Origin of the sequence: Paractinoplanes durhamensis (genome assembly GCF_016862175.1) — a bacterium.
GTDB classification, from domain to species: Bacteria; Actinomycetota; Actinomycetes; order Mycobacteriales; family Micromonosporaceae; genus Actinoplanes; species Actinoplanes durhamensis.
The window spans coordinates 1-23,938 of sequence record NZ_BOML01000023.1 but is presented as its reverse complement, the minus strand read 5'-3'; the positions used below and the strand labels follow the sequence as shown (position 1 = coordinate 23,938).

The 23,938-nt window shown below is 71.4% G+C and carries 20 protein-coding genes; 15 read left to right on the top strand and 5 right to left on the bottom strand.

What is annotated here, in order from left to right; translation table 11 throughout:
- Positions 1-59 precede the first annotated feature (59 nt).
- The 3 genes from Adu01nite_RS14685 to Adu01nite_RS14675 are packed head-to-tail and all read left to right on the top strand — an operon-like array spanning position 60 to position 1,466.
- Positions 60-962 carry a metal ABC transporter permease gene (locus Adu01nite_RS14685; RefSeq protein ID WP_203727375.1) on the top strand — a complete coding sequence of 301 codons (903 nt, stop codon included), beginning with the start codon at positions 60-62 and terminating at the stop codon, positions 960-962.
- Positions 959-1,246, top strand: a complete 288-nt coding sequence (locus Adu01nite_RS14680) for an ArsR/SmtB family transcription factor (protein WP_239132406.1) — start codon at positions 959-961, stop codon at positions 1,244-1,246. The genes Adu01nite_RS14685 and Adu01nite_RS14680 overlap by 4 nt, the downstream gene beginning before the upstream one ends.
- A 49-nt stretch (positions 1,247-1,295) precedes the next feature.
- Positions 1,296-1,466 (top strand): hypothetical protein, encoded by a 171-nt coding sequence (locus Adu01nite_RS14675; protein ID WP_203727373.1) that lies wholly within the window; start codon positions 1,296-1,298, stop codon positions 1,464-1,466.
- Positions 1,467-1,487: 21 nt separating this feature from the next.
- Here Adu01nite_RS14675 and Adu01nite_RS14670 read toward each other — a convergent pair whose 3' ends face one another.
- Positions 1,488-2,765 carry a CobW family GTP-binding protein gene (locus Adu01nite_RS14670; protein WP_203727425.1) on the bottom strand — a complete coding sequence of 426 codons (1,278 nt, stop codon included), beginning with the start codon at positions 2,763-2,765 and terminating at the stop codon, positions 1,488-1,490.
- 81 nt (positions 2,766-2,846) lie between these two features.
- Between Adu01nite_RS14670 and Adu01nite_RS14665 the strand changes: the two genes are divergently transcribed.
- On the top strand, positions 2,847-3,752 hold the full coding sequence (locus Adu01nite_RS14665) for an ATP-binding protein (protein WP_203727371.1): 906 nt from the start codon (positions 2,847-2,849) through the stop codon (positions 3,750-3,752).
- 48 nt (positions 3,753-3,800) lie between these two features.
- On the opposite strand, the gene Adu01nite_RS14660 is transcribed toward Adu01nite_RS14665, so the two are convergent.
- Complete coding sequence (locus Adu01nite_RS14660) at positions 3,801-6,908, bottom strand: S8 family serine peptidase (RefSeq protein ID WP_203727369.1); 3,108 nt, start codon at positions 6,906-6,908, stop codon at positions 3,801-3,803.
- Between the two features lie 190 nt (positions 6,909-7,098).
- Between Adu01nite_RS14660 and Adu01nite_RS14655 the strand changes: the two genes are divergently transcribed.
- The 3 genes from Adu01nite_RS14655 to Adu01nite_RS14645 all read left to right on the top strand — a co-directional run bounded on the left by Adu01nite_RS14655 (position 7,099) and on the right by Adu01nite_RS14645 (position 10,108).
- A complete protein-coding gene (locus Adu01nite_RS14655; RefSeq protein ID WP_239132404.1) occupies positions 7,099-8,172 on the top strand; it encodes a hypothetical protein in 1,074 nt (357 codons plus the stop codon).
- A gap of 44 nt (positions 8,173-8,216) precedes the next feature.
- On the top strand, positions 8,217-9,452 hold the full coding sequence (locus Adu01nite_RS14650; RefSeq protein ID WP_203727367.1) for a glycoside hydrolase family 1 protein: 1,236 nt from the start codon (positions 8,217-8,219) through the stop codon (positions 9,450-9,452).
- 188 nt (positions 9,453-9,640) lie between these two features.
- Positions 9,641-10,108, top strand: a complete 468-nt coding sequence (locus Adu01nite_RS14645; RefSeq protein WP_203727365.1) for a hypothetical protein — start codon at positions 9,641-9,643, stop codon at positions 10,106-10,108.
- 551 nt (positions 10,109-10,659) lie between these two features.
- Here Adu01nite_RS14645 and Adu01nite_RS14640 read toward each other — a convergent pair.
- Positions 10,660-12,057, bottom strand: coding sequence for an MFS transporter (locus Adu01nite_RS14640; protein WP_203727364.1), 1,398 nt, complete (start codon positions 12,055-12,057; stop codon positions 10,660-10,662).
- A 116-nt stretch (positions 12,058-12,173) separates the two neighbouring features.
- Positions 12,174-13,100: a LysR family transcriptional regulator gene (locus Adu01nite_RS14635; protein ID WP_203727363.1), complete on the bottom strand. Its 927-nt coding sequence runs from the start codon at positions 13,098-13,100 to the stop codon at positions 12,174-12,176.
- A 115-nt stretch (positions 13,101-13,215) separates the two neighbouring features.
- On the opposite strand from Adu01nite_RS14635, the gene Adu01nite_RS14630 reads away from it, so the two are divergent.
- From Adu01nite_RS14630 to Adu01nite_RS14600, 7 genes are all read left to right on the top strand, one after another.
- Positions 13,216-14,346, top strand: a complete 1,131-nt coding sequence (locus Adu01nite_RS14630) for an FAD-dependent monooxygenase (protein ID WP_239132403.1) — start codon at positions 13,216-13,218, stop codon at positions 14,344-14,346.
- A gap of 10 nt (positions 14,347-14,356) precedes the next feature.
- Positions 14,357-15,295: a VOC family protein gene (locus Adu01nite_RS14625; RefSeq protein WP_203727361.1), complete on the top strand. Its 939-nt coding sequence runs from the start codon at positions 14,357-14,359 to the stop codon at positions 15,293-15,295.
- The gene (locus Adu01nite_RS14620) at positions 15,295-16,203 is read left to right on the top strand and encodes a fumarylacetoacetate hydrolase family protein (RefSeq protein ID WP_203727360.1); all 909 of its coding nucleotides are present in this window, start codon (positions 15,295-15,297) and stop codon (positions 16,201-16,203) included. Before Adu01nite_RS14625 ends, Adu01nite_RS14620 begins: the two co-directional genes overlap by 1 nt.
- Positions 16,204-17,340 carry an alpha/beta hydrolase family protein gene (locus Adu01nite_RS14615; RefSeq protein ID WP_203727359.1) on the top strand — a complete coding sequence of 379 codons (1,137 nt, stop codon included), beginning with the start codon at positions 16,204-16,206 and terminating at the stop codon, positions 17,338-17,340.
- Positions 17,337-18,302: a cyclase family protein gene (locus Adu01nite_RS14610; RefSeq protein ID WP_203727357.1), complete on the top strand. Its 966-nt coding sequence runs from the start codon at positions 17,337-17,339 to the stop codon at positions 18,300-18,302. The genes Adu01nite_RS14615 and Adu01nite_RS14610 overlap by 4 nt, the downstream gene beginning before the upstream one ends.
- A 138-nt stretch (positions 18,303-18,440) precedes the next feature.
- Complete coding sequence (locus Adu01nite_RS14605; RefSeq protein WP_203727355.1) at positions 18,441-19,556, top strand: phosphatase PAP2 family protein; 1,116 nt, start codon at positions 18,441-18,443, stop codon at positions 19,554-19,556.
- 121 nt (positions 19,557-19,677) lie between these two features.
- Positions 19,678-21,381, top strand: a complete 1,704-nt coding sequence (locus tag Adu01nite_RS14600; protein WP_239132402.1) for a SulP family inorganic anion transporter — start codon at positions 19,678-19,680, stop codon at positions 21,379-21,381.
- Here the strand turns inward: Adu01nite_RS14600 and Adu01nite_RS14595 are convergent.
- A complete protein-coding gene (locus tag Adu01nite_RS14595; RefSeq protein ID WP_203727353.1) occupies positions 21,369-22,979 on the bottom strand; it encodes an amidohydrolase in 1,611 nt (536 codons plus the stop codon). The two genes, Adu01nite_RS14600 and Adu01nite_RS14595, sit on opposite strands and share 13 nt — an antisense overlap.
- An 85-nt stretch (positions 22,980-23,064) precedes the next feature.
- Here Adu01nite_RS14595 and Adu01nite_RS14590 point away from each other — a divergent pair, with 85 nt between their 5' ends.
- On the top strand, positions 23,065-23,793 hold the full coding sequence (locus Adu01nite_RS14590; RefSeq protein WP_203727351.1) for a TetR/AcrR family transcriptional regulator: 729 nt from the start codon (positions 23,065-23,067) through the stop codon (positions 23,791-23,793).
- Positions 23,794-23,938 lie beyond the last annotated feature (145 nt).

Here is a 23,938-nt window from a genome sequence, read left to right as displayed (position 1 = left end):
ATCGGCGAGCTCAGTGCGGAATCTGCACTTGGCAGCTCGGAGCGAAGCGAGGAGCTGGCATGAGTTGGTGGGATGACGCCCTGCACCGGGCGACCGTGGAGGTGATCCTCGCGGGCGCGCTGGGCGGGCTGGTCGGCGTGCAGGTGGTGCTGCGCCGGTTGTCGTTCTTCACGATGGCGCTCACCCACGCCACCTTCCCGGGCGTGGTGGCCGCCTCGATCATCGGCGTGAACCTCCTGATCGGCGGCGCGGTCGCGGGCGGCATCATCGCCCTCGGCGTGGCCGCGCTGTCCCGCCGCCGTGGCCAGGACGCCGCCGCGGCGACCGGCGTCCTGCTGTCCGCGGGTTTCGCGCTCGGCGCCGGCCTGGTCGCCACCCAGAGCGGCTTCAGCCGGGACCTGTCGTCGTTCCTGGTCGGCTCGATCCTGACGGTGAGCACCACGGACCTGGCGACCACGGCCGTGGTCCTGGCCGTGGTCGCGACGGTGCTGCTGGTCTGCGCCCGCCCGCTGCTCCTGGTCGGCTTCGACCGCACCGGCGCCCAGGCGGCCGGCCTGCGCACGGGTGCCTGGGACATCGTCCTGCTGCTGACCATCGAGATCGTCGTGGTGACGGTGGTGCCCGCGGTCGGCACCATCCTGGCCCTGTCCCTGATCGTCGCTCCCGCCGCCGCGGCCCGCCTGTGGTCCGACCGCCTGCCGGTGATCACCGCCATGGCCGTCGTCTTCGGCGTCGGCAGCGGCCTGGTCGGCCTGTGGGTCTCCAGCCACTGGAACGTCGCGGCCGGCGCGAGCATCTCGCTGATCGCCACCGCGGTCTTGGCGGTCTCCTGGCTTTCCTCCCGGCTTCGCTGGCTTCCCACCCAGCTTCGCCGGATTCCGGCCTCGGCCGCCCCGGCCGTGCCCGGCCGATCGGATGGCGGCAGCTCCGCGGCGGCCCGACCTGCGGTGGTGACGCAGTGACGATCAGCCTGACCGAGCTCGAACGTGCGGTGGAGGCACTGCGCGGCATGGCCTACGAGCATCGCCTGCACATCCTGATCCTGCTGCGCGCGGGCGAGGCCAGCCCATCGACCCTGGCCGCGACCATGAACGTGCACTCCACCGCGGTCGCCCACCACCTGCGCCACCTGGTCGACGCCCGCCTGATCCGCCGCCGCCGACACGGCCGCCAGGTCTTCTACTCCCTCCCGAACGACGCGATCGGCGCCCTGGTCGACGACGTCCTGCGCTACATCCGCACCTGACGACCGTCGTGCCCGCACGCCGGATCTTTCGGCCCAGGATCCTGACCCGGTGTCCCGCGGTCTGGGGTCCTTCGGTCTGGGGTTCGTCGGCCCGTGGGCATTCGGGCTGGCGTCCTTCGGGCTGGCGTCCTTCGGGCTGGGATACTTCGGCCCGTGGGCCCTCGGGCTGGCGTCCTTCGGCCTGAGGTTCTTCGGTCTGGTCTGGGGTTCTTCGGCCTAGCTGTGCGTGGGGTGGACACCTCTACGGTCGGGTCTTCGGGGTGTGGTCGAGCGGGAAGTAGTCGGCGAACGGGTCGTTGAGGTGGGGCCAGGTCTCGGTGCCGGCGGCCAGCTCGGTGTCGGTCAGCAGGCATGCGGTCAGTAGGTCGTGCAGGCCCGTGGTGTCCAGGTCGAGGCCGATGAAAGCCAGCGCGGTGCGACGGTCGCCGTAATACGGGTCCCACGTCGCGTCGGCGGCCAGGCGGCGCAGGTCGCTCGGCTCGTGCCGGCGGTCGGGTGGCACGGCGGCCAGCCAGGAGCCGAGCGGGCCGAGGCTGATGCCCTGGCCGGCGCTCTCCCAAGCGATCACCGCGTCCGGCCGGCTGGCGATCCACAGCTGGCCGCGGCCGCGCAGGGCCGCGTGAGTCAGGGCGGGCAGGGCGCGGTGCAGGCGTTCCGGGTGGAACGGGCGGCGGCTGTCGAACAGCATCGACGACGCCCCGAACGAACCCGCAGGGTCGTTCACGCCGATCGGCCGGCCTTCCAGGGCGCGGCCGGTCATGCCGGGCGCCGACGGGTCGTGCCGGCCGGTGCCACGCAGGCCGGTGACGTCGTCGCGGACATAGGTGACCCATGGCGCGAGCCGGTGGACGAGGGCGGTCAGCCGGCCCGCCTCGTAGGCGCCGCCGGCCTGGCCTCGGCCGGCCTCGGTGTCGGTGGCCGGGCTCCAGCCGGCCTTAGTGTCGGTGGCACGGCTCCAGCCAACCACGGTGTCGGCGAACTCGATCTGCCGGGCCACGACCTGGGCCACCGCCCGCCGGTCGTCGTGGGCCGCGTGCAGGTCGCGGTCGCTCAGGTCGGCGGTGTCGCACAGATCGTCCACGAAGGTCGCGGCGTCGACGACGGTGACGTACGAGTCGAAGCGCAGTGACCGGGCAGCCGGGACGTGCCGGCATGCGGCCGCCACCGATTCCGGTTCGATCGCCGGCGGCAGGGCGAGCAGCAGGTCGCGGCGGGGATGCCGGCGTCCGAGTCGGGCGAGGGTGGGCAGCACGTCTTCGCGCAGCGTGCACGCGACGCAGCCGTGCACCACGGTGACGGTCACGTCCTCCAGGATCCGGTGGGCGTCGCGGACCACGCGCCGCACGGTGCCGGAGCGGATTTCGCTGATGTCGTGCTGCACCAGCAGGAGCCGGTCGTCCGCCCGGAGCAGGCTGTCGGCGACAGCCAGGGTGGCGGATGCCGAGAATCCGGCCAGGACGGTGACGACGGTGGCGGTGGACGTCGGGGTGGGGGCGGTTCGCGTACTCACGCCGTACATCTTGTTGGAAATGGTTTTCAGTTGCAAGAGGAGCGGCGTGTTCCGTTGTGGTCGGCGGGCGCCGTCACTAGCTTCTTGGAAATGAAAATCGCTTTTACCGGTAAGGGTGGCAGCGGGAAGAGCACGCTCGCCGCGCTGTTCGTCGGGTACCTGCGCGCGACCGGGCGCCGGGTCCTCGCCGTCGATGCCGACGTCAACGTGCACCTGGCGCCGCTGCTCGGCGTCGTGGCCGACTCCGCCGCCGCGCTGTCGCACCCGGACAACGTCACCGCCGTGCGCCGTCACCTGCTCGGCACGAATCCGCTGGTCGGGGGAGTGGACCGGTTCGTGGCGACGACGCCGGCCGGGCCGGGCTCGGGGCTGGTCACGCTGGAGAGCGGCGACCCGGTGCTGGCCCGGCACGCGGTGGCGCTCGACGAGCGGACGCATGTCATGCACGTCGGCACCTACGAGCCCGAGGACATCGGCGCGGGCTGCTACCACGGGCATCTGTCCATCCTGGAGAACCTGCTGTCGCATCTGCGGCCGGCCGACGGTGACTGGGTGGTCTGCGACATGGTGGCCGGCACCGACGCGTTCGCGAACTCGCTGCACGCGCAGTTCGACGCGATCGTGGTGGTGGTCGAGCCGACCCCGGAGTCGGTGACGGTGGCGTGCCGCTATCGGGAACTGGCCGCCGCGGCCGGGGTCGCCGACCTGGTCACGCTGGTCGGGAACAAGGTGGTCGACGACGTCGACGTCGACTATCTGCGGCGGGAGCTGGGCGCCGAGCCGTTCGCGGTGCTGCGGGCGCAGGCGGGGCTGCGGCGGGCCCGGCAGGCGGGTGACTGCCCGCGGCCGGCGGATCTCGACGATCCGGCGCCGCTGCGGCGGATCGCCGAGCGGGTGCGGCCGATGCCGGCCGAGCGGCGGGCGGCTCAGCTGCGGGCGTTGCATCTGAAGGTGGCGGAGCAGGAGCGGGCGCGCAGCCAGCTCGGCCCGGCCTGAAGAAGGGCCGGTGGGAGCCGCGCGACCGCGCGGCTCCCACCGGGTTCATCAGCGGATCTTGACGCCGATCAGCTGGGCCTCGTCGCGGCTGGGGTTGTCGCGGCTGACGACCAGGAAACCGAGAGCGGGGGTACGGGCGAACTCCGCCCGGTTGACCGTGACCGTCTCGGTGGCGCTGCCGTTCGGGGCGATCTCGTCGACCATGCCGGTGCTGACCGCCGGCGTGAACGCGTTGAACGACGCCGTGCCGGTGATCGTGTCGCTGGTGGCGTCCACGATGCCCCGGCTGGTCGCGTGGTAGGTCAGCCGCGGGTTGTCCGCGGACAGGCACGGCGAACCCTCGGCGCACAGCTGGGAGATGAGCACCGGCAGGGTCAGCGTGCTGCTGTCGTACGGTGCGTCGGCGAAGAACTCGATCGTGCCGTCGCCGGTGCGCAGGTCGGTGACGGCGGTGGCCATCCGGCCGGTCAGGTCGCCGGTGGTGATCAGGCCGTAGTCGACGCCGCTGACCGCGTAGTCGTCCACGCCGTCGCCGTTGACGTCGGCGTACACGTCGAACTCGTTGGCCGACGGGTTGGACCAGCGGGCGTGGGTGCTGACCGCGAACGCGATCATGCTGTCGGCGGGCAGGCTCTGCACGCCGACGGCCTTCAGGTCGGTCGAACCCTGGGCCTTGTCGCGCGGGTCGGTCAGGCCCCAGGCGTACCAGTCGGCGGTGCCGGTGGTGGCGCCCTTGCGGTTGGTCACCGTCGCGGTGGCCGTGCCGGTCCGCTTCAGCTTCTCGGTGTCGAGCTTGGTGCTGACCTTGGAGACCGCCTGCGGGACCAGGTAATACGGAACCCGCAGCGCCACACCGGCGTTGCTGGTGCCGACCGGGGTGAAGGTGACCAGGCCGGACACGTCGTTGTAGGCGGTCGAGTCGCCGGCGGTCGCGGCCGGGACGGCGAGGGTCAGATCGACCGTGGTCTCGCCGCGGGCCGGAACCGTGATCCGGTTCTTCTGCAGGCGGGTGGTGTGCGGCTTGCCGGCCGGCCGGTCGACGGCGACCGTGAACGTCACCGGCGTACGCCCGAAGTTCTTGACCTTGATCGTCTTGCGGCCGCTGAAGTTGCCGCCGAGCTCCTGGAAGCCGTAGTTGAGCGTGGCCGTGCCCGCGTCGCCGAGGGCGACCGCCTGGGTGTTGACCGCGCCCGGAGCCTGGATGAGGCCGGCGCCGCCGAGCCGGGTGCTGTAGCTGAAGACCTTGGCCGGGTCGGCGGTGTTGACGATCGCGGCCTTCCAGTAGGAGACCTTGCGCCACTCCGGGTGCGCCTGCTTGACCAGCGCGGCCTCACCGGCGGTGTGCGGCGCGGCCATCGAGGTGCCGGAGAGCGCGACCGAACCGGTGCCGGTGCCGTTGCCGACCGAGAAGATGCTGACGCCGGGCGCGGTGACGTCCGGCTTGAGCCAGCTGTCGCCGGTCCGCGCGCCGCCCGAGGTGAAGCTGGCCAGGCCCAGGTAGGTCGGGTTGTCCAGCGGCAGGTTGGTCAGCGTGGTGGTCGAGCCGTCCGCGGCGAGCAGGGTGGCCGCGGCCGACAGCGGGACACCGAGGAACGGGATGGTGACGTTCGCCGGCTCGCCGTTGTCCGGGTTGCTGGTGATCGGGCCCTCGTAGGGCGGGTAGGACGCGGCGTTGTTGACCATCAGCACCGCGGCGGCGCCGGCCGCCTGCCCGTAGACCGCCTTGGCGACCCGGCCGCAGGTGCCGCGGGCGACCACCACGAGTGCGCCGGCAACGCCGGGCTGGTTGAACTCGGCCGTGCTGCAGCCGAGTGCGATGCCGCCGGCGCCGTTGGACAGCACCTTGACCGGCAGGCTCAGGCCGTCGGCGAAGGTGGCGCCGTTGGCGTTGATGGCGTTCTGGGTGGCGCCGGTGCCGAGCTGCAGGCGCGCGCCCGGGAACGACTTGGTCGGGTCGCTGGCCGCCACGCTGATCACGCCGTTGCCGCTGGACGGGGTGCCGACCAGGTACGGGGTGTTGCCCGAGTTGCCGGCCGACGCGACCACGATCACGCCGTCCTTGGCCGCGTTGTCGGCGGCGACCGCCTCGGGGGAGTTCGCGGTGCCGAACGGCGAGCCGAGCGACATGTTGATGACGTCCATGTCGTTGGCGACCGCCCACTCGATGGCGTCGACGACCACGTCGGTGGAGCCTTCACAGCCGAAGACGCGCACCGCGTACAGGTCGGCCTTCGGCGCGACACCCGGGCCGACGAGCCAGGAGTGCGCGGCGACGGTGGCACTGTCGTACGGTCCGGGGTAGGTCTTGCCGTCGGCGAGAACGCCGTAGCCCGCGGTCGTGCCGGCCACGTGCGAGCCGTGCCCGTTGCAGTCGAGCGGGTTGGCGTCCGGGTGCGGCACCGGCTGGTAGTCGGCGCTGTCCGGGTCGGCGTTGTAGCTGTCGCCGACCAGGTCGACACCGCCCTTGACCTTGGCCGCGGCCGGGCCGAACAGGGCCGGGTCGGCCGCGCTGGTCTCGGCGGCGTGCGCGGTCTCGTAGGCCGCGGTCGTGCCCGGCCCGCCGAAGTCGGCGTGCGTGTAGTCGATGCCGGTGTCGATGATCGCGACCTTGACGCCCTCGCCGCGGAACTTGTCCGGCGCGTTCCACACGCTCGGGGCGCCGACCAGCGGGACTCCGTTGACGTTGTCCGGCTTGATCGACTGCAGCGGGTGGACCGCGACCACGTCCGGGGAGGCGGCCAGCGAGGTCAGCTCGCGGGAGTTGATCCGCACCTTGATGCCGTTGTAGGCGTGCTGGTAGCTGCCGAGCACCGTGCCGCCGAGGCTGCGGGCGCGCTGCGCGACCGGCGCCTGCTCCTTGCTGAGCTGGTCGCGGCGCTGCTTCTTCTGGGTGGTGGTCAGCGGCTGCGTGGCGGCGGCGTCGGTCACCGCGACCGGGTCGCCGGCCAGCTGCACCATCACGGTGACCGGCTTGCCGGCCAGGCCGGGCGGCATCTTCGTGATCTTCGAGCCGGCCGGGACCGGGGAGAAGCCGCTGCGGGCAACGGGCGCCGCGGTGGCACTGGACGAGCCGCCCACCACCGTCAGGGCGGTGATCAGGATGCCGACTCCGGCAACGTGACTGAGCCGCCTGCGGCTCGTTCGATCCCTACTCACTACGGGTGCCTCCTAGGCGCCGTCGATCGGACATCTGCGGCGGGATCCGCCGCCGCGGTCATCGATGAGGATCACACGCTGGAGAGGGGCATTGAATAGTACGGATGGACGATCTTCAATTCACATTTGCGCATGTGTTGATCTGGGAAGATGCCGGAAAATCGGCCCGGATAGAGTGGCCGCTCCGGAGGTGGATTTGTCGAGCAGCCGCAAGACCCTGGTCAGCCTGACCGCCGCTCTCGTGGCGGGCGGGGTGCTGCTGTTCGCGCCGCCCGGCCGCGGGCAGTCCGACACCAAGCCGGTGTCGGCCGCCCTCGCCTGGCCGGGTGCCAAGCGCGGGAGCCTGCCCGCCGACCTGCCGGACGGCACCGCCTTCACCCCGGACTGGTTCGTCGACGCCAGCACCTCGATCGGCACCGCGCTCAGCAAGGACGGCAAGGCGCTGCGGCTGCTGATCCGGGGGACCGGCGGCGCGCTGCGGCAGTTCCGGCAACTGCCGATCAGCGGCGACGTGTCGTTCCCGGCGGTCACGGTCAGCGGCGACGACGTGGTCTGGGCCGAAGGCCACGGCAACCGGAGCCCGCAGCTGTGGACGGCCGGCCTGCGCGACAGCCGGCCCCCGCGGCAGATCACCGGGGACACCGGCGACGCCCGCTTCTACCAGTCGGAGCACGACCTGCTGGTCGCGGACGGCCGGGTGCACTGGGTGGCGGCCGCCGCGAACGACGGGACCGAGGTGCGATCGGTCCCGCTGGCCGGCGGCCCGGTCGAGGTCACACCGCAGGCCGGCACCTGGCAGCTGTCGGCGTGGCCGTGGCTGGTCGACGGCGTCACCTCCGCGGCCGGCGCCACCACGCTGCGCAACCTCACCACCGGCCAGGACGTCGCCGTGCCCCGCAACGACCGGGCGGTCACCAACTGCAGCCCGACCTGGTGCCGGGTGGTCTCGCTGACCAAGGACGGCGTCAAGATCGAGCTCGTGCACCCGGACGGCGGCAACCGCCAGGAGGTCGCCGAGGGCACCCCGGAGACCGCGATCACCGACGTGGGCGTCCTCGACCGGTTCGAGGTCTACGCGCTGACCGGCGGCAACGCCGACCTCACCGGCAACGCCGGGCTCCTCATCTACGACCTCAAGCACAAGCAGACCGTCGAGGTCAGCCCGGATGCCGCCAACGTCGTCTACCGCGGCGGCGTGCTGAGCTGGTCGACCGGCACCCAGGACCTGTTCCTGCGGCACAGCCTGGACCTGCGGACAGTCTGAGCAATGCGCTTGACCGGCCCACCCCGGGTTGAACTAATGATCGGATGACGCGGACCTTTCCGACCGGCTTCCTGTGGGGCACCGCGAGCGCCGGCCATCAGATCGAGGGCGACAACGTCGACAGCGACACCTGGTTCGCCGAGCAGGTGCAGCCGTCGGTGTTCAAGGAGCGGTCCGGGAAGGCCTGCGACGGCTACCGTCTCTGGCGCGAGGACGTCGACCTGGCCGCCGGGATGGGGCTGTCCGCCTACCGTTTCTCGGTGGAGTGGGCCCGGGTCGAGCCGCGCGAGGGCGAGTTCTCCGCGGCGGCGCTCGCCCACTACGAGGCGATCCTCGACCGGTGCGCCGAGCACGGCATGGCCGCCGTCGTCACCCTCAACCACATGACCTCGCCGCACTGGTTCGCGGCGCGGGGCGGCTGGCTCGACCCGGCTGCGCCGGACCTCTTCGCCCGCTACTGCGACCGGCTGATGGCCGCCTTCGGCGACAAGATCACGATCGCGGTCACCCTCAACGAGCCGAACCTGCCGCGCCTGCTCACCTGGCTCGATCTGCCGGATTTCGTACGCGACCTGGAGCGCGCCACCCTCGAAGCGGCCGCCAAGGCCGCCGGCGTCCCGCGTTATCGCCTGACCAACGTGATCCTGCCCGAGGACATGGACGCGATGGGCGACGGGATGAGCGCCGGCCACCGGGCCGCCCGCGCGGCCATCAAGGCGCGTCGCCCCGACCTGCCGGTCGGCTTCTCCCTGGCGCTGGTCGACGACCGGGTGGTCGGCGACGACCCGTCGGTGCGCGACCGCAAACGAGCCGAGGTGTACGACCGGTGGCTCGAGCTGGCCCGCGACGACGACTACATCGGCATCCAGAATTACGAACGCCTCTACTACGACGCCAAGGGCCCGGTCGGCGAGGACGGCGGCCCGGTCGACGGCGCCCTGTTCGCCGGCGTCGACCCGCGCTCGCTGGGCGAGGCGGTCCGCTACGCCCACGAGGCCACCGGCGTCCCGGTGATCGTGACCGAGCACGGCATCTCCACGGAGGACGACGCCCGCCGGGCCGACTTCGTGCCCCAGTCACTGGCCGGCCTGTGGGACGCGATCGCCGACGGAGTCCCGGTCCACGGCTATTTCCACTGGACCCTGATGGACAACTTCGAGTGGATCTTCGGCTACGGCCCGAAGTTGGGCCTGCACGCGGTAAACCGAGAGACCTTCGAACGCCTCCCGAAACCGAGCGCCGGCGTGTACGCGTCGATCGCCCGCGCCCACGGCCTCTGACCGGCGGGACGCCTCGGTCGGCCGCGCGGTGAAGACCGGCTGGCCGGCGTTCTGCAGCTGCATGGCAGGGGCCGGCTGGGTGACGACATGCGGGACGAGTTGCTTCGGCCGGGGAGATCGCATCGGGTGAGGAGACATCGGTGGCATCGGTGGGCGAGGCGAGGCGGAGTTCGCGGCGGCTGATACTCGTGTCGGCTGCGGTCGCTGTCGTGGTGCTGGCCGGGGCGGCGATCGCGGGGACCAGGTTGCTGGGCGACGGCGGGTCCGGGCAGTCCACCGCCGACGAGCCGTATTACGGCACCACCGCGGAGCTGGAAGGCAGCGCCGACGCCATCGTGCGCGGCACGCTCACGGCGACCCGGCCGGACGCCGACGAGACGGTGGCGACGGTGCAGGTGAGCAGCATCGCGAAGGGCAGCGTCGCGGCCGGTGCGGCGATCGAGGTGGCCTACTCCGCTTCCGGCCCCGAGACGCCGGAGGGCCTGCACCGCGGCGGCGACTTCGTGCTCCTGCTCCAGGTCCGAGACGGCAAGACGTGGAACCTGGTCAACACGACCCAGGGTTACTACACGGTCGCCGGCGCCAATCTGACTCCAGGTCCCGACAACGACGTCCCGCTGAGCGCTTCCGTCACGCAACGGCTCGGCATGTCGTAGGAGAAAGCGCTGGTAGCGGCCCGATCTGCAGGTCCGTCGGCCGCACGCCCGAATCGACAACTCGCCGAGGCAGGCCGCCTGGCCCGATTTCCTTGATTACGGGGTCTGCGCGCGGGTCAGGGTTTCGATTTTCTTGATGTCGGGGCCTTGGGCGCGCGACGAGAGCCCATTTCCCTGGATCTCGGCCGCTGGCCGCCGGGGCGAGGCCCCAACTTCCGCGAAGTCGATAGCTCCGGCTCCGGGCCGGCCCGGCTCCGGCCCGGCCCGGCCCGGCTCCGGCCCGGCCCGGCCCGGCCCGGCCCGGCCCCAGTCGATCTTTGAGTAACCCCCTGACCTGCGCGATGTCCGGCCGAAGCCATGTGAACAGTTACGGGATACGTGGTGGCGGCCCGGAATCCAAGACCGGGGGTCCATCCGGCGGACGGCGGACGGCCGCCGGGGCTTGGGTGGCGGCACAGTTGGCCAGGCCGCGCCGGCCGCGTGGTGCCGCCGGGTTTTGAGTTTTGGTGCGCGAGCCGGCTTCCAGCCCGACTATCTGCGAGGCGGAGCGGTTAGTCGGTGACGTTCAGCGGGGCTGAGGTGCCAGGCACTACCAGCAGCGTGACGACGGCCAGGATCGCGGCGACCGCGGCCAGCATTCCCAAAGCCGGCTGCAAACCGCCCGCGGCGGCACCGAACGCGGCCACCAGCAGCGGGGACGCGAACTCGCCGACGAACAGGAAGCCGGTCCACAAGCCGGTGCCGCGGCCGCGCTGTTCGAAGTGGAGGCGGTTGGTGGCCCAGGTCAGCAGGACCGGCAGGAGCAGGCCGGTTCCGGCGCCGGTGATCATCGCGCCGATCGTCACCAGTGGGACGTTGCGGGCGGCGAACACCACCAGCAGGCCTACCGCGGCGAGGCCGAAGGCTATCGGCAGCAGCGTGCGGGGGCGCTGCCGGGACAGCCGGGCGAACGACGCCGAACCCGCCGCCGTGGCCAGCGACATCGCGGCGCTCACGCCCCCGATCGCCGCGCTCGACGTGACCCCCAGGTCGTCCAGGACGAACGACAGCTGCACGATCAGGGCATAGAACACCACGCCCCCGAACAGTGTGATCAGGCACGGGACGAGCAGTTCCCGCCAGGGGAGCGGGGGCAGCTTCGGGCCGGAAGCAACGGAAGCGCCGGAGCGGCCGGCTGCGGAGGCGGAGCCGCCGGCAATCGCGGGGCCGGCGACAGTCGTGGAGCTGGCAGCGGACAAGGGGCCGGCGCCAGACGCAGAGCCGGTGGTTGGCGCAGGGTCGGCGGGCGCGCGGTCGGCGGTGGGCTGCCACAGCAGCTTGGCCATCGGGATGACCAGGAGCAGGGCTACGAGGTAGACCCAGAACGGGGTGCGCCAACCGGACGCGCCCAGGGCGCCGCCCAAGCCGAGGAACACCGTCGCGGAGATTGTTGCGGCGAGGGTTTGCAGGCCCAGGTAGCGGCTTCGCTTCGGGCCGGACCAGTAGTCGGCGATCAGCGTGGTGCAGCAGGTCATGATGGCGGCCTCGCACAGGCCTACCACCGCGCGGCTTGCGATGATCGCGCCGATCGAGCTCAGGTAGAGCGGGGCGGTGCCGGCGATCGCGTAGACGACCAGGGCGGCGATCAGCAGGCGCTTGCGGTCCAGGGCGTCGATCACCACGCCGGCGAACGGGGCGGTCAGGCCGATGACCAGGGCGGGGATGGTGAGGACGATCGGTACCAGGACGTCGGCGCCGGACATTCCGGCGAAGTGGTCCTCCATCTTGGGCAGTACGGGGGCGATCAGCACCGCGCCCAGCACGGCCAGGCAGCTACCGGCCAGCAGCAGCGCCAGTTGGGCGGGGCCGGCCTCGCGGCGGCCGGAGTCCGGCACGGACGTGGCGCCCGGTGCGGACGAGCCCGGTGTGGACGAGCCCGGCGCGGACGAGGAGTCCAGTTGTGACGACATGGCGGGATGGCGGCCCTTCGACGGTGGAGACGCAGGTCACACCGGACTATCGGGGCGCGCCGCCACCATGCGGAAGACGGCTTTCGACTATGGCCGGCATAACCGGCGCTGATACCTCAGGCCGTGGAGAGCTCCTTGCCTACGGACTCCAGGACGCTTCGCAGCCAGGTGTGGGCTGGGTCGTTCCGGTAGATCGGGTGCCACCAGAACGCCTCGGCCAGGGGGACCACGTCGAAGGGGCACGGCAGGATTCGTACGCCGGCGGGCGCTGCCAGGCGGCGGGCCAAGCGCTCCTGCAACAGGGCTATTCGCCTGGTGCCCGCCACCAGGAAAGGCATCGGCAGGAAGCCGTCGGCCACCACCTCCACCCGGGGCTCGATGCCCAGCAGGCGCAGCTGCTGCGTCGCCGGGGCGAAGGCCGTGCGCAGGTTGTAGAGGACCACCCACGGCAGCGTTGCCAGGTGTTCCAAGGTCAGGGCCTCGCCCACCGCGTCGTTGTCGGGGGAGACGATGCAGACCCAGCGGTCCTCGTAGAGGTCCAGGTAGGGGAAATCCGTCAGGAAGCCGTGCGGCAGCAGCAGGCCATCCGCGGTGCGCAACGTGTCTGCCGCGTGGTCCACCGTGTATGGCGTGGTCTGCTGCAAGCGCAACCGCACCCCGGGCGCCAGCGCCGCCAGCCGCCGCGCCAGCAGCGGGCCGACCTCCGTGGCCGCGTAGTCCGAGGTGATCACGGTGAACTCGCGGTCCATCGTGGTCGGGTCGAAGCCGGGCGTCACGTCGAACACCCGGCGCACGCCGGCCAGCGCGGGACCGGTCAGGGCCAGCAGCTGGGTGGCGAGCGGGGTCAGCTCGTAGCGGTTGCCGGCCCGGGACAGCAGCGGGTCGCCGAAATGTCGTCTCAGCCGAGCGAGCGCGGCGCTCACCGCCGGTTGGCTCACCCCGAGCGCCTCGGCCGAGCGGGTCACGTTGCGCTCGCGGAGCAGCGCGTCCAGGGTGACCAGCAGGTTCAGATCCAGGTTGGCCAGGACCCGGTCAATCGTCACGGCCGGAAGTATAAGCGTGATTGATGCCCGGCATCACCAGGTCGCTCTTTCCTGATGGTCTTACGGCCCTGGACAGTGGTGGCAGTCACATCCCGGCAACAGAGGGGTAATGATCGTGCCTGCCGTTGGAAATGTTCTCGTGGTCGGTGGGGGTGCCGCCGGTGCCGCCGCCGCGATTCTGCTCGCCGAGGGCGGGGTCGCGGTCGATCTCATCGACATCAAGCCGGACATCGGCGCCCTCGGGTCGGGAATCACCCTGCAGGGCAACGCCCTGCGCGTGCTGCGTCAGCTCGGCGTGTGGGACGAGATCAGCGAGCGGGGGTACGCCTTCGACACGCTCGGCCTGCGCGCGCCCGACCCGAACGGCACGCTCATCGTGCAGCTCGACGACATCCGGACCGGCGGTGACGACCTGCCCGCCACGCTCGGCATGTACCGGCCCGACCTCGCCAAGATCATGATCGCGCGGGCCGAGGCAGCCGGGGTGAAGGTGCGGTTCGGCACCACCTACACCGCGCTCGACCAGGATGAGAGCGGCGTCTCGGTCACCTTCGCGGACGGCTCGGCCGGTGAATACGACCTGGTCATCGGCGCCGACGGGATCCGCTCCTGGACCCGCCGCACGCTCGGCATCCCGCTCGAGACCGCGAACGTCGGCATGGGCATCTGGCGCGCCTTCACCGACCGCCCGGCCGGCGTCACCCGCACCGACCTCTACTACGGCGGTCCGAGCTACATCGCCGGCTACTGCCCCACCGGCGCGGACACCCTTTACGCGTACGTCGTGGAGGCGGCCCAGGACCGCAGCACGCTGACCCCGGAGCAGTCCCTCGCCGTGATGCGGGACCTGTCCCAGGCCTACCACGGACCGTGGGACGACATTCGCGAGTCGCTGACCGACCCGACCCGGGTCAACTACACCTGGTTCGAGAGTCACGTGCTCGAAGGCCCGTGGAACCGCGGCCGGGTCGTCCTGATCGGCGACGCCGCGCACGCCTGCCCGCCCACCCTCGCCCAGGGCGCCGCCCAGGCCTTGGAGGACGCGTCGGTGCTGGCCGAGCTGCTGCTGCGCGAGTCGGCGCTGAGCGACGACCTGTGGCAGGAATTCACCGGCCGCCGCTTCGAACGGGCCAAAACCGTGGTCGAGGGCTCGCTGCAACTGTGCCGCTGGCTGCTCGCGCACGAGCGCGGCGACGTGCCCGGCCTGATGGGCCGCATCTCCCACCTGCTGATGAACCCGGCCTAGAGGACCTGCCATGAAAGAGCGACTGATCACCCACCTGCGCCACGTCGACCTGGCCGTGCCGGACTACGACAAGCAGCTGGAGTTCTACACCACGATGTGGGGCCTGGACCCGACCGTCACCGACGAGGGCATCGCGTTCCTGGCCGCGGCCGGCTCGCCCGAGCAGTACTCGGTGCGGCTTCGTAGGGCGGCCGAGAAGCGGCTCGACCTGATCGCGTTCGGCGCGGCCACCCCGGCCGACGTCGACGCGATGGCCGAGCGCCTCGGCGCCGACGGCATCACGCTGGTCACCGAACCGGGCGCGATGAAAACCCCGGGCGGCGGGTACGGCTTCCGGTTCTTCGACTGCGACGGCCGTACGGTCGAAGTGTCCGCCGACGTTGAAGTGCGACAGCACCGGAAGCTCGAAGAGGGCGAATCGGTGCCGGTCAAGCTGAGCCACGTGGTGATCAACTCGCCGAACCCGGAGCAGACCGTCGCCTTCTACTCCAAGCACCTGGCGTTCGCGCTCTCCGACACCCTGATGCACCCGCGGATGGGTTCGATGATGTGGTTCCTGCGCACCAACCGCTGGCACCACAGCCTCGCCATCGCCCGCGGCCCGCACGTCTCGCTGCACCACGCGTCGTTCGAGATGCGCGGCATCGACGAGTACATGCGCGGCACCGGCCGGCTGCTGCGCGGCGGCATCGAGAAGGTGTGGGGGCCGGGCCGGCACATGGCCGGCAACAACACGTTCTCCTACTTCCTCGACCCGCACGGCAACACCATCGAGTACACGACCGAGCTGGAGGAGCTCGACGAGGACGCGTGGCACCCGCACCTCTACGACTTCAGCGACCCGATGGTCTCCGACCAGTGGGGCACCGCGAACCCGATGAACGAGTTCGTGGCCAAGCAGTCGTTCAACGACCCCGACCGCGGCACCTTCGTCGCTCCGCCGGTCTGATGCGGATCGCCACGTTCCGGCACGGCACGCAGACCGCGGCCGGCGTCGTCGACGAGGACGTCGTGCGGCCGTTCGCCGGCGGGCTGACCGTCCGCGACGTCGTCGAGCGCGGATCTGCCGAGTCCGTCGAGCTGCTCAACGGCGTACCCCGCAAGGAAGTGGAATTGCTTCTGCCGTTGCAGCCGGCCTCCTTCCGCGACTTCGTCGCATTCGAAGAGCATGTCGAGGGGGTACGGCGCAGCGTCGACGGTCGCGGCGGAGTTCCCGATGCCTGGTACGACGCCCCGACCTTCTACTTCACCAACCCGCACACGCTGACCGGCCCGTCGGTCGACGTCGCGTTCCCGGCGTCGTCGGTGGCCCGCGACTTCGAGCTGGAAGTGGCCGCGATCGTCGGCCCGGACCACGAGATCTTCGGCTACACCATCTTCAACGACTGGTCGGCCCGCGATCTGCAGAGCCGGGAGATGCAGGTCAACCTGGGCCCGGCCAAGGGCAAGGACTTCGCCGGCAGCCTCGGCCCGTGGATCGTCACCGCCGACGAACTCGCGCCCTTCAAGGACGAGGACGGCTTCCTCGCGCTGGAGTGCACGGCGTCGGTCAACGGCGTCGAGGTCGGCCGCGATCTGCTGTCACACATGGGCTGGACGTTCGAGACCATGCTCGCCTACGCCGCCCGGGACAGCCGGGTCGTCGCCGGCGACGTGCTCGGCTCCGGCACCGTCGGCCACGGCGGCTGCCTCGCCGAGCTGTGGGGACGCTCCGGGAAGCAGGAGCCGCCGCCGCTGCGGGACGGCGACGTCGTCACCCTCACCGTGCAGGGCATCGGCAGCCTCACCAACCGAGTCGTGTCCGCCCCGCTCGCCGCGCCCATCCGCCCCGTCCGCCGTCGTTCTTTGGAGAGCTAGATGTTCGAGTACTTTCCGGGCAACTACGTCTGGAACCTCAGCGTGGTGGCCGCGCTCAACTCCGGCGGCCTGATCGACGAGGTCGACCGGGCCTGCCGGCCGATCCGCGACCTGGCCGCCCAGGGGTCGGACGTCGGCACCAAGGAGCTGATGGCGTCGTTCACCGCGGTGGTCGACGACCTGGAGGCGCAGGCGGCCGCGGCGACGTCGAAGCGGACCGCCGGGCAGCTGTACTTCCGGGCCACCAACTACCTCACCCAGGCCGAGCGGATGCAGAGCGCCCACGACCCCGGGCGCCGGGCCATCTACCAGCGCTGCCTCGACCTCATGCAGAAGACGTTCGACCTGATCGACCCGGACACCACCCGCGTCGCGATCCCGTTCGAGGGGACCACGCTGCCGGCCTACTTCAAGTCGGCCGGGCCGGGCACACCGGTCATCATCATGTTCAACGGGCTGGACTCCACCAAGGAGCACATGTACGTCTCCAGCTTCCCGCACGAGCTGGCCGCCCGCGGCATCTCCACCCTGATGGTCGACTGCCCCGGCAGCGGCGAGGCGCTGCGCTTCGGCGGGCTCACCTCCCGGGTCGAGTCCGAGGACTGGGCCACCGCCTGCGTCGACTACCTGCTCGCCCGCGGCGACGTCGACGCCGGCCGGATCGGGCTGGTCGGCTGGTCGCTCGGCGGCTACTACGCGCCCCGGGCCGCCGCCTTCGAGAAGCGCCTGGCCCTCTGCGTCGCGTGGGGCGCCAACCACAACTGGGGCGAGGTGCAGCTGCGCCGCCTCGAACGCGAGGGCGAGCACCCGGTCCCGCACTACTGGGACCACGTCATGTGGGTGTGGGGCGAGACCGACCTCGACACGTTCATCAAGAAGGCCGCGAACGTGCACCTCGACGGGGTGGTCGAGCAGATCACCGTGCCGTTCCTGATCGCGCACGGCGAGAACGACCGGCAGATCCCGCTGAAGTACGCGCACCGCTCCTACGAGCAGGCGGTCAACAGCCCCCGGCGCGAGCTGCGGGTCTTCACCCCGGCCGAGGGCGGCGCCGAGCACATCGGCCTCGACCACCTGCCGCACGTGAGCGTCTTCATCGCCGACTGGATCGCCGACACCTTCGGGACCTCGGCATGATCGACCGCACCGACCCGGAGGGCGCCGTCGCCGCGGCCGCCAAGCGCTGCTCCAACTGGGGGCGCTGGGGGGCCGACGACGTCCGCGGCACGATGAACTTCCTGACCGACGACAAGCGCCTGGCCGCCGCCGCGCTGATCCGCCGGGGCGTCTCCTTCTCGCTGGCGCAGTCCTTCGACATGGACGGCCCGCAAAAAGGCTGGCGCCGCCGTACCAACCCGGTGCACACCATGCTCGACACCGGCACCGACGCGGCGGCCGGCATCCAGGGCTTCCCGCACGGCATCGGCGGCGCCGACGACGTCATCGCCATGCCGCTGCAGTGCTCGACCCAGTGGGACGGCCTCGGCCACATCTTCGACCACGGGTACGCCTGGAACGGCCGGAAGGCCGCCGAGACGGTGACCAGCCTCGGCGACGGCTTCACCGGCATCGAGACGGTGGCCGGCGTGATCGCCGGCCGCGGCGTGCTGCTCGACGTGGGCCGGGCGATCGGCACCGACGGCGAGCTGCCGGACGGGTTCGCGATCACCGCCGACCACCTCGCCGACACGATCGCCCGCCAAGGCCCGTCCGCGCAGGTCGGCCGCGGCGACATCGTGCTGATCCGGACCGGCCAGCTGGCCCGGACCCGCCGCGACGGCTGGGGCGACTACGCCGGTGGCCCCGCGCCGGGCCTGTCCTTCACCACCGCGGACTGGCTGCACACCACCGAGATCGCCGCGATCGCCACCGACACCTGGGGTTTCGAGGTGCGGCCGAACGAGTTCGACGACGCCTTCCAGCCCCTGCACCAGGTGGCCATCCCGCACATCGGGCTGTTCCTCGGCGAGATGTGGGACCCGGACGCCCTCGCTGCCGACTGCGCCGCCGACGGCGTCTACGACTTCTGGCTGACCGCCGCACCGCTGCCGATCACCGGCGCGGTCGGCTCCCCGATCAACCCGATCGCCGTCAAGTGAACCTGTGCTGAGCCTGAGAGGGTGACCCAGGACTCAGCCGGGATCATTGCTCATTGGGCAACTTCGGGCTGATGCTGGAGTTCTGGACCTGCGGCACGGAGGGGTGCCCGCCCGGTCCCCGCCAGGCGGAGGTGCCGGATGTCCGGAAAGCTAGCGCGTGCCGTACGCGAGATCCTGCTGGTGGCGGCGCTGTTCCTGGCCTACAAGCTGGGCCGCATCCTGGTCGAGGGGCACGTCGGCGAGTCCTTCACCAACGCGCAGACCGTCTGGGACCTCGAACGCCTCGTCCACCTGCCCAGCGAGGCCGCCCTGCAGGCCACCATCCTCGGCCACACCGGCCTGGTCCGGCTCGCGAACAGCTACTACGCGTACGTCCACTTCCCGGCCACCGCCGCCACCCTGATCTGGCTCTACCTGCGCCGCCCCGAGATCTACCTGTGGTTCCGCCGCACCCTCGCCTCGCTGACCGCCCTCGCGCTGGTCACCCACGCACTGTTCCCACTGGCCCCGCCGCGCATGCTCGCCGCCGCCCACTTGATCGACACCGGCAAGATCTACGGCCCTTCGGTGTACGGATCCCCGAGCACCGACACCCTCAGCAACCAGTACGCCGCCATGCCGTCCCTGCACGTCGGCTGGGCCCTGGCCGTGGCGATCGCGCTGATCGCGGCAAGTCGTTCGCGCTGGCGCTGGCTGTGGCTGGCCCACCCGATTACGACACTGCTGGTAGTGGTAGTGACCGGCAACCACTACTGGCTCGACGCGATCGCCGCCGTCGGCCTGCTGGCCGTCGTCCTGTCCGTGGTGACCCCGCTGTCCCGCTCGGCCGAGCCCGCGCCGGCGCCGACCCCACAGCCCGCGCCCCGCGAACTCCCCGCCCCGGTCGCGATGCGGGCCCTCCCGGCCCCCAGGCTCTACGGCTCGGTCCCGACCCTGGCCGCCTATCCGCTGCTCACGTCATGGGCGCAGCTCTCCGCCCTGGTCCCGTGCGCACCCCTCGCCCTGCTCCTCGCCGACGCCCCGCAGCCCGAAGCGACAACGACGCCCAGATCGGCGCTGACGCCGGAATCGGCACGCGCGCCCAAATCGGCGCCGACGCCCAAATCGACGCCGAGCACCGCGAAACCCGAGCCCGTCACCTGCGTGCCGCGGCAACGGCGAGACGGTGACGCCCTGACCCGCCCGCCCATCTCGCCGGCCGCGTCCCGCCCCGGTCCCAGCGCACCGAAATCCCGCAGCGCGCCCCACCGCTGACATGAGCAGGCGGGCAACACCGTATTTCCGGGGGCCCCGACGTCGTACTAATCGGATCTTGAAAGGGAGATCGCTCAGCGCGAGTGAAACGCTGAGCGTCAGCCGCCGATAGGTTGGGCCGGTGGCGGTTGATGTTGCGCGGTGGGTGCCGGGGGTGACGGCGGTCCGGAGCTATCGGGTCGCCTGGCTGCCGCGTGACCTGATGGCCGGGATCGTGCTGACCACGCTGCTCGTGCCGCAGGGGATGGCCTACGCCGAGCTGGCCGGCCTGCCGCCGATCACCGGCCTGTACACGTCGATGGTCTGCCTGCTCGCCTACGCGGTCTTCGGCCCGTCGCGAGTGCTCGTGCTCGGGCCGGACTCGTCGCTCGGCCCGATGATCGCGACCGTGCTCGTCGGGGCGGTCGGCGCCACCGCGCTGCCCGCCGAGAAGGTCGGCCTGGCCGCCACCCTCTCCCTGATGGTCGGCGTGATGCTGCTCGTGGCCGGCTTCGCCAAGCTGGGCTTCCTCGCCGACCTGCTGTCGCACCCGACGCAGGTCGGCTACCTCAACGGCCTCGCCCTGACCATCCTGATCGGCCAGCTGCCGAAGCTGTTCGGCTTCTCGGCCGGCGGCGACGGCCTGCTGGGGGAGACCGCTGAGCTGATGCGGGGGATCGCGGCCGGCAAGGTCGTGCCGACGGCGGTGGCGGTCGGTGTGTTCGGCCTGGTGGTGATGCTGGTGCTGGGCCGGCTGGCGCCGCGGGTGCCGGGCGTCCTGCTCGCGGTGGTGCTGTCCACGCTCGCCGTGCCGCTGCTCGACCTCGGCGTCCGCGTGGTCGGCACCCTCCCGCAGGGGCTGCCGACGCCGGAGCTGCCGTCGGCCGGGCTCGACGACCTGGCCGTGCTCGCCGCCGGCGCGATCGGCATCACCGTGGTCTCGCTGACCGACACCATCTCCACGGCGTCCGCGTTCGCCGCCCGCACCGGCCGGGAGGTGCGCGGCAACCAGGAGATGGTCGGCATCGGCGCGGCCAACGTCGCCGCCTCGTTCTTCCAAGGCTTCCCGGTCAGCACCAGCGGCTCGCGCACCGCCGTCGCCCAGCAGGCCGGCGCCCGCACCCAGCTCACCGGCGTCGTCGGCGCGGTCGCCATCGGCCTGCTGCTGCTGATCGCCCCCGGCCTGCTGAAGAACCTGCCGCAACCCACCCTGGCCGCGGTCGTCATCGCCGCCGCGATCTCGCTCGCCGACCTGCCCGCGATGGCGTCGCTGTGGCGGCGCCGCAAGGTCGAGTTCTGGCTGGCGGTGGCGGCCTTCCTCGGCGTCGCCGTGCTCGGTGTGCTGCCCGGCATGGCGATCGCCGTCGCGCTGAGCGTGCTCAACGTCTTCCGCCGCGTCTGGTGGCCCTACCAGGCGGTTCTCGGCCGGGCCGACGGCGTCGACGGCTTCCACGACACCCGCACCTACCCGGACGCCGCCCACCTGCCCGGGCTCGTGCTGTTCCGGTTCGACGCGCCGCTGGTCTTCGCGAACGTCCGGGTCTTCCGCGACCGGCTCCGCGAGTTCGCCCGCACCGAACCCGGCCTGCGCTGGATCGTCATCGCCGCCGAGCCGATCACCGACGTCGACACGACCGCCGCCGACGTCCTCGAGGAGCTCGACCGCGAACTCAACGACGCCGGCATCTCCCTGGTCTTCGCCGAGATGAAGACCCCGGTGCACGAGAAGGTCGACCGCTACCAGCTGACCCGGGTGATCGACCCCGCGCACTTCTTCCCGACCATCGACGACGCGGTCGCCGCCTACCGCCGCGAAACCGGCACCACCTGGACTCAGCCCTCGTAGACGGCCTTCCCGTCGACGAACGTCAGCGCCACCGTCGCGTCGCCGATCTCCGCGGCCGGCTCGGCGAAGATGTCGCGGTCGAGGACGACGAGGTCCGCCCGGAAGCCCGGGCGGATGCTGCCGGTGTCATCCAGGTGATTCACGAACGCCGACCCACTGGTGTACGCCGTGAGCGCGGCCGCCAGATCCAGGGCCTGCGCGGGCAGGAAACTCTGGTAGCCCTCGCCGTGGTGCGCCCGGTTCACCGCCACATGAATGCCCTGCAGCGGATCGGGCGTGCTCACCGGCCAGTCACTGCCCCCGGCCAGCCGCGCCCCGGCCCGCAGCAGGTCCCCGAACGGGTACTGCCACCCGGCCAGCGCCGGATCCAGGAACGGGATGGTCAGCTCGTCCATCTGCGGCTCGTGCGCCGCCCAGTACGGCTGCATGTTGGCCGTCGCCCCGAGCGCCGCGAATCGCGGCACATCCTGCGGATGCACGACCTGCAGGTGGGCCAGGTGCGGCCGGGTGTCCCGCGGGCCGTGCGCCCGCTGCGCGGCCTCGACGGCATCCAGAGCATTGCGCACTGCCTGGTCACCGAGGGCGTGGAAGTGCGGCTGGAAGCGGTGTTCGACAAGCTTGCTGACGTACGCCGGGAGCTGCTCCGGGTCGATGAAGGACAACCCGCGGTTGGTCGTCGCGCAGCCGCACGCATCGCGATAGGGCTCGGTCATCGCGGCCGTGAAGTTCTCCGCGATCCCGTCCAGCATCAGCTTGACCGAGTCGCAGCGCAGCCGGCCGACGGTGAGGGCGTCGCGGCCGGCGAGCAGGTCGTCGATCTGCTCGGCGCCGCGTTCCCGGTCCCACCAGAGAGCACCGACGACGGTCGCGGTCAGCGTCCCGTTCTGCGCCGCCGTCAGGTACGCGTCGGAGATGTCGTCGTAGCCGTTGGTCGCCCGCACCATCGCGTCCTGCCAGGCGGTGATGCCCAGCGCGTGCAGCAGCTGCTGGGCCCGCATCAGCCCGGCGTAGCGCTCCTCGGGCGTCAGCAACGGGACGCTGACCAGGTCCATCGCGCCCTCCTGCAGCGCACCGACCGGCTCGCCGTCATGGTCGCGGTCGATCCGCCCGGTGGCCGGGTCGGGGGTGTCCCGGGTGATGCCGGCCAGCTCGAGGGCGCGGCTGTTCACCCAGGCGGCGTGGTGGTCCCGGTTCATCAGGTAGACCGGCCGGTCCTTGACCACCTGGTCGAGCAGCGCCTTACCGGGCACCCCGCCCTCGAAGCTCTCCATCGACCAACCGCCGCCGACGATCCACTCGGCGTCCGGGTTCCGATCGGCGAACTCGCCGATCCGCCGCAGGTACTCGCCGAGGTCGGTGGTGCCGGTCAGGTCGCACTGGCCGAGCTCGACACCGCCCATCACGGCATGGATGTGCGCGTCCTGGAAGCCGGGGAGCAGCAGCCGGCCGTTGAGGTCGATCACCTCGGTTACCGGGCCGGTGTGCTCACGGACGTCGCCGACCGCGACTATCCGCCCGTCCTCGACCGCGACCGCATCTTCGCTCAGCCCACTGCCGGTGAACACCGATCCGCCGTGAAACACCAGGTCTGCGGGCATGTGATGGCCTTCTTTCTCGGGGTCGGCCCGTCAACCTCAGCATCGCGGCCTGGTCCGGTCAACCCCGTTGTCATAAGGTCGCCCGATGGCTGCAGATCGACTCGGCGCCCAGCGGCGACGCCGGCCCACCCGGGCGGGCACCGTGCTCAGCCACGAGCTGATCGTGGCCACCGCCATCCGCCTGGTCGACCTGCACGGGAGCGACGGGCTGAGCGTGCGGCGGCTCGGGGCCGCGCTCGGCGCCGACCCGTCCGCGATCTACCGCTACTTCACCGGGACCGACGACCTCGTCCGGGCGGTGGCCGACTCGCTGATCGGGCGGGCACTGGACGGCTTCGTTCCGGGGCCGTCCTGGCGGGCGGCGCTGGCCGAGATGGGGGAGCGGATCTACGCGGGCTGTCTGGCCCGTCCGCGGGCTGCGGTGCTGACCGCGGCGCGAGTGACCGGGCGGGTGCACGAGATCCAGGCGGTGGAGGTCGGGCTGGGGATTCTGCGAGGGGCCGGCTTTGGGGTCGCCGCCGCGTCACGCAGCTATCACGCGTTCATCGACCTCACCCTCGGCTACGCGATGCTCGACGCGGCCGCCCTCGCACTCTCGGGTGCCGGGGATGTCGCCGCGTGGGGAGACGTCTACGCAGGGTTACCTTCCGGTTCTCATCCGAACATCGCGGCCTGTGCGGGCTCGCTCGAACAGGCCATGTCGGGGTCCGCATACGCTTCTGCGCTGGGGTTTTTCCTTGACGGGCTCACTCTTGAGTTGGAACGGGGCGAAAAGGTGGGGGGCCGATTTGGCGGTCCGGAGAACAGGCTGTAATGTTCTCCAAGTCGCCAGGGAGACGGGCGAGCGAGCGGAGAACTTCGGTTCGACGCAGCGGCCGTCCTGGAGACAACCCCGAGAAATAGTCGCGGTGAATAACTGTGTACTGTTTCGCGGGTCGGACGAAAGCCCCGAGGGCAAG

Excerpts from the sequence above, each read along its gene's own strand:
- Adu01nite_RS14685 (WP_203727375.1), top strand. The coding sequence starts at position 60 with ATGAGTTGGTGGGATGACGCCCTGCACCGGGCGACCGTGGAGGTGATC.
- Adu01nite_RS14670 (WP_203727425.1), bottom strand. The coding sequence starts at position 2,765 with ATGTACGGCGTGAGTACGCGAACCGCCCCCACCCCGACGTCCACCGCC.
- Adu01nite_RS14665 (WP_203727371.1), top strand. The coding sequence starts at position 2,847 with ATGAAAATCGCTTTTACCGGTAAGGGTGGCAGCGGGAAGAGCACGCTC.
- Adu01nite_RS14650 (WP_203727367.1), top strand. The coding sequence starts at position 8,217 with ATGACGCGGACCTTTCCGACCGGCTTCCTGTGGGGCACCGCGAGCGCC.
- Adu01nite_RS14640 (WP_203727364.1), bottom strand. The coding sequence starts at position 12,057 with ATGTCGTCACAACTGGACTCCTCGTCCGCGCCGGGCTCGTCCACACCG.
- Adu01nite_RS14625 (WP_203727361.1), top strand. The coding sequence starts at position 14,357 with ATGAAAGAGCGACTGATCACCCACCTGCGCCACGTCGACCTGGCCGTG.
- Adu01nite_RS14620 (WP_203727360.1), top strand. The coding sequence starts at position 15,295 with ATGCGGATCGCCACGTTCCGGCACGGCACGCAGACCGCGGCCGGCGTC.
- Adu01nite_RS14615 (WP_203727359.1), top strand. The coding sequence starts at position 16,204 with ATGTTCGAGTACTTTCCGGGCAACTACGTCTGGAACCTCAGCGTGGTG.
- Adu01nite_RS14610 (WP_203727357.1), top strand. The coding sequence starts at position 17,337 with ATGATCGACCGCACCGACCCGGAGGGCGCCGTCGCCGCGGCCGCCAAG.
- Adu01nite_RS14605 (WP_203727355.1), top strand. The coding sequence starts at position 18,441 with ATGTCCGGAAAGCTAGCGCGTGCCGTACGCGAGATCCTGCTGGTGGCG.
- Adu01nite_RS14595 (WP_203727353.1), bottom strand. The coding sequence starts at position 22,979 with ATGCCCGCAGACCTGGTGTTTCACGGCGGATCGGTGTTCACCGGCAGT.
- Adu01nite_RS14590 (WP_203727351.1), top strand. The coding sequence starts at position 23,065 with ATGGCTGCAGATCGACTCGGCGCCCAGCGGCGACGCCGGCCCACCCGG.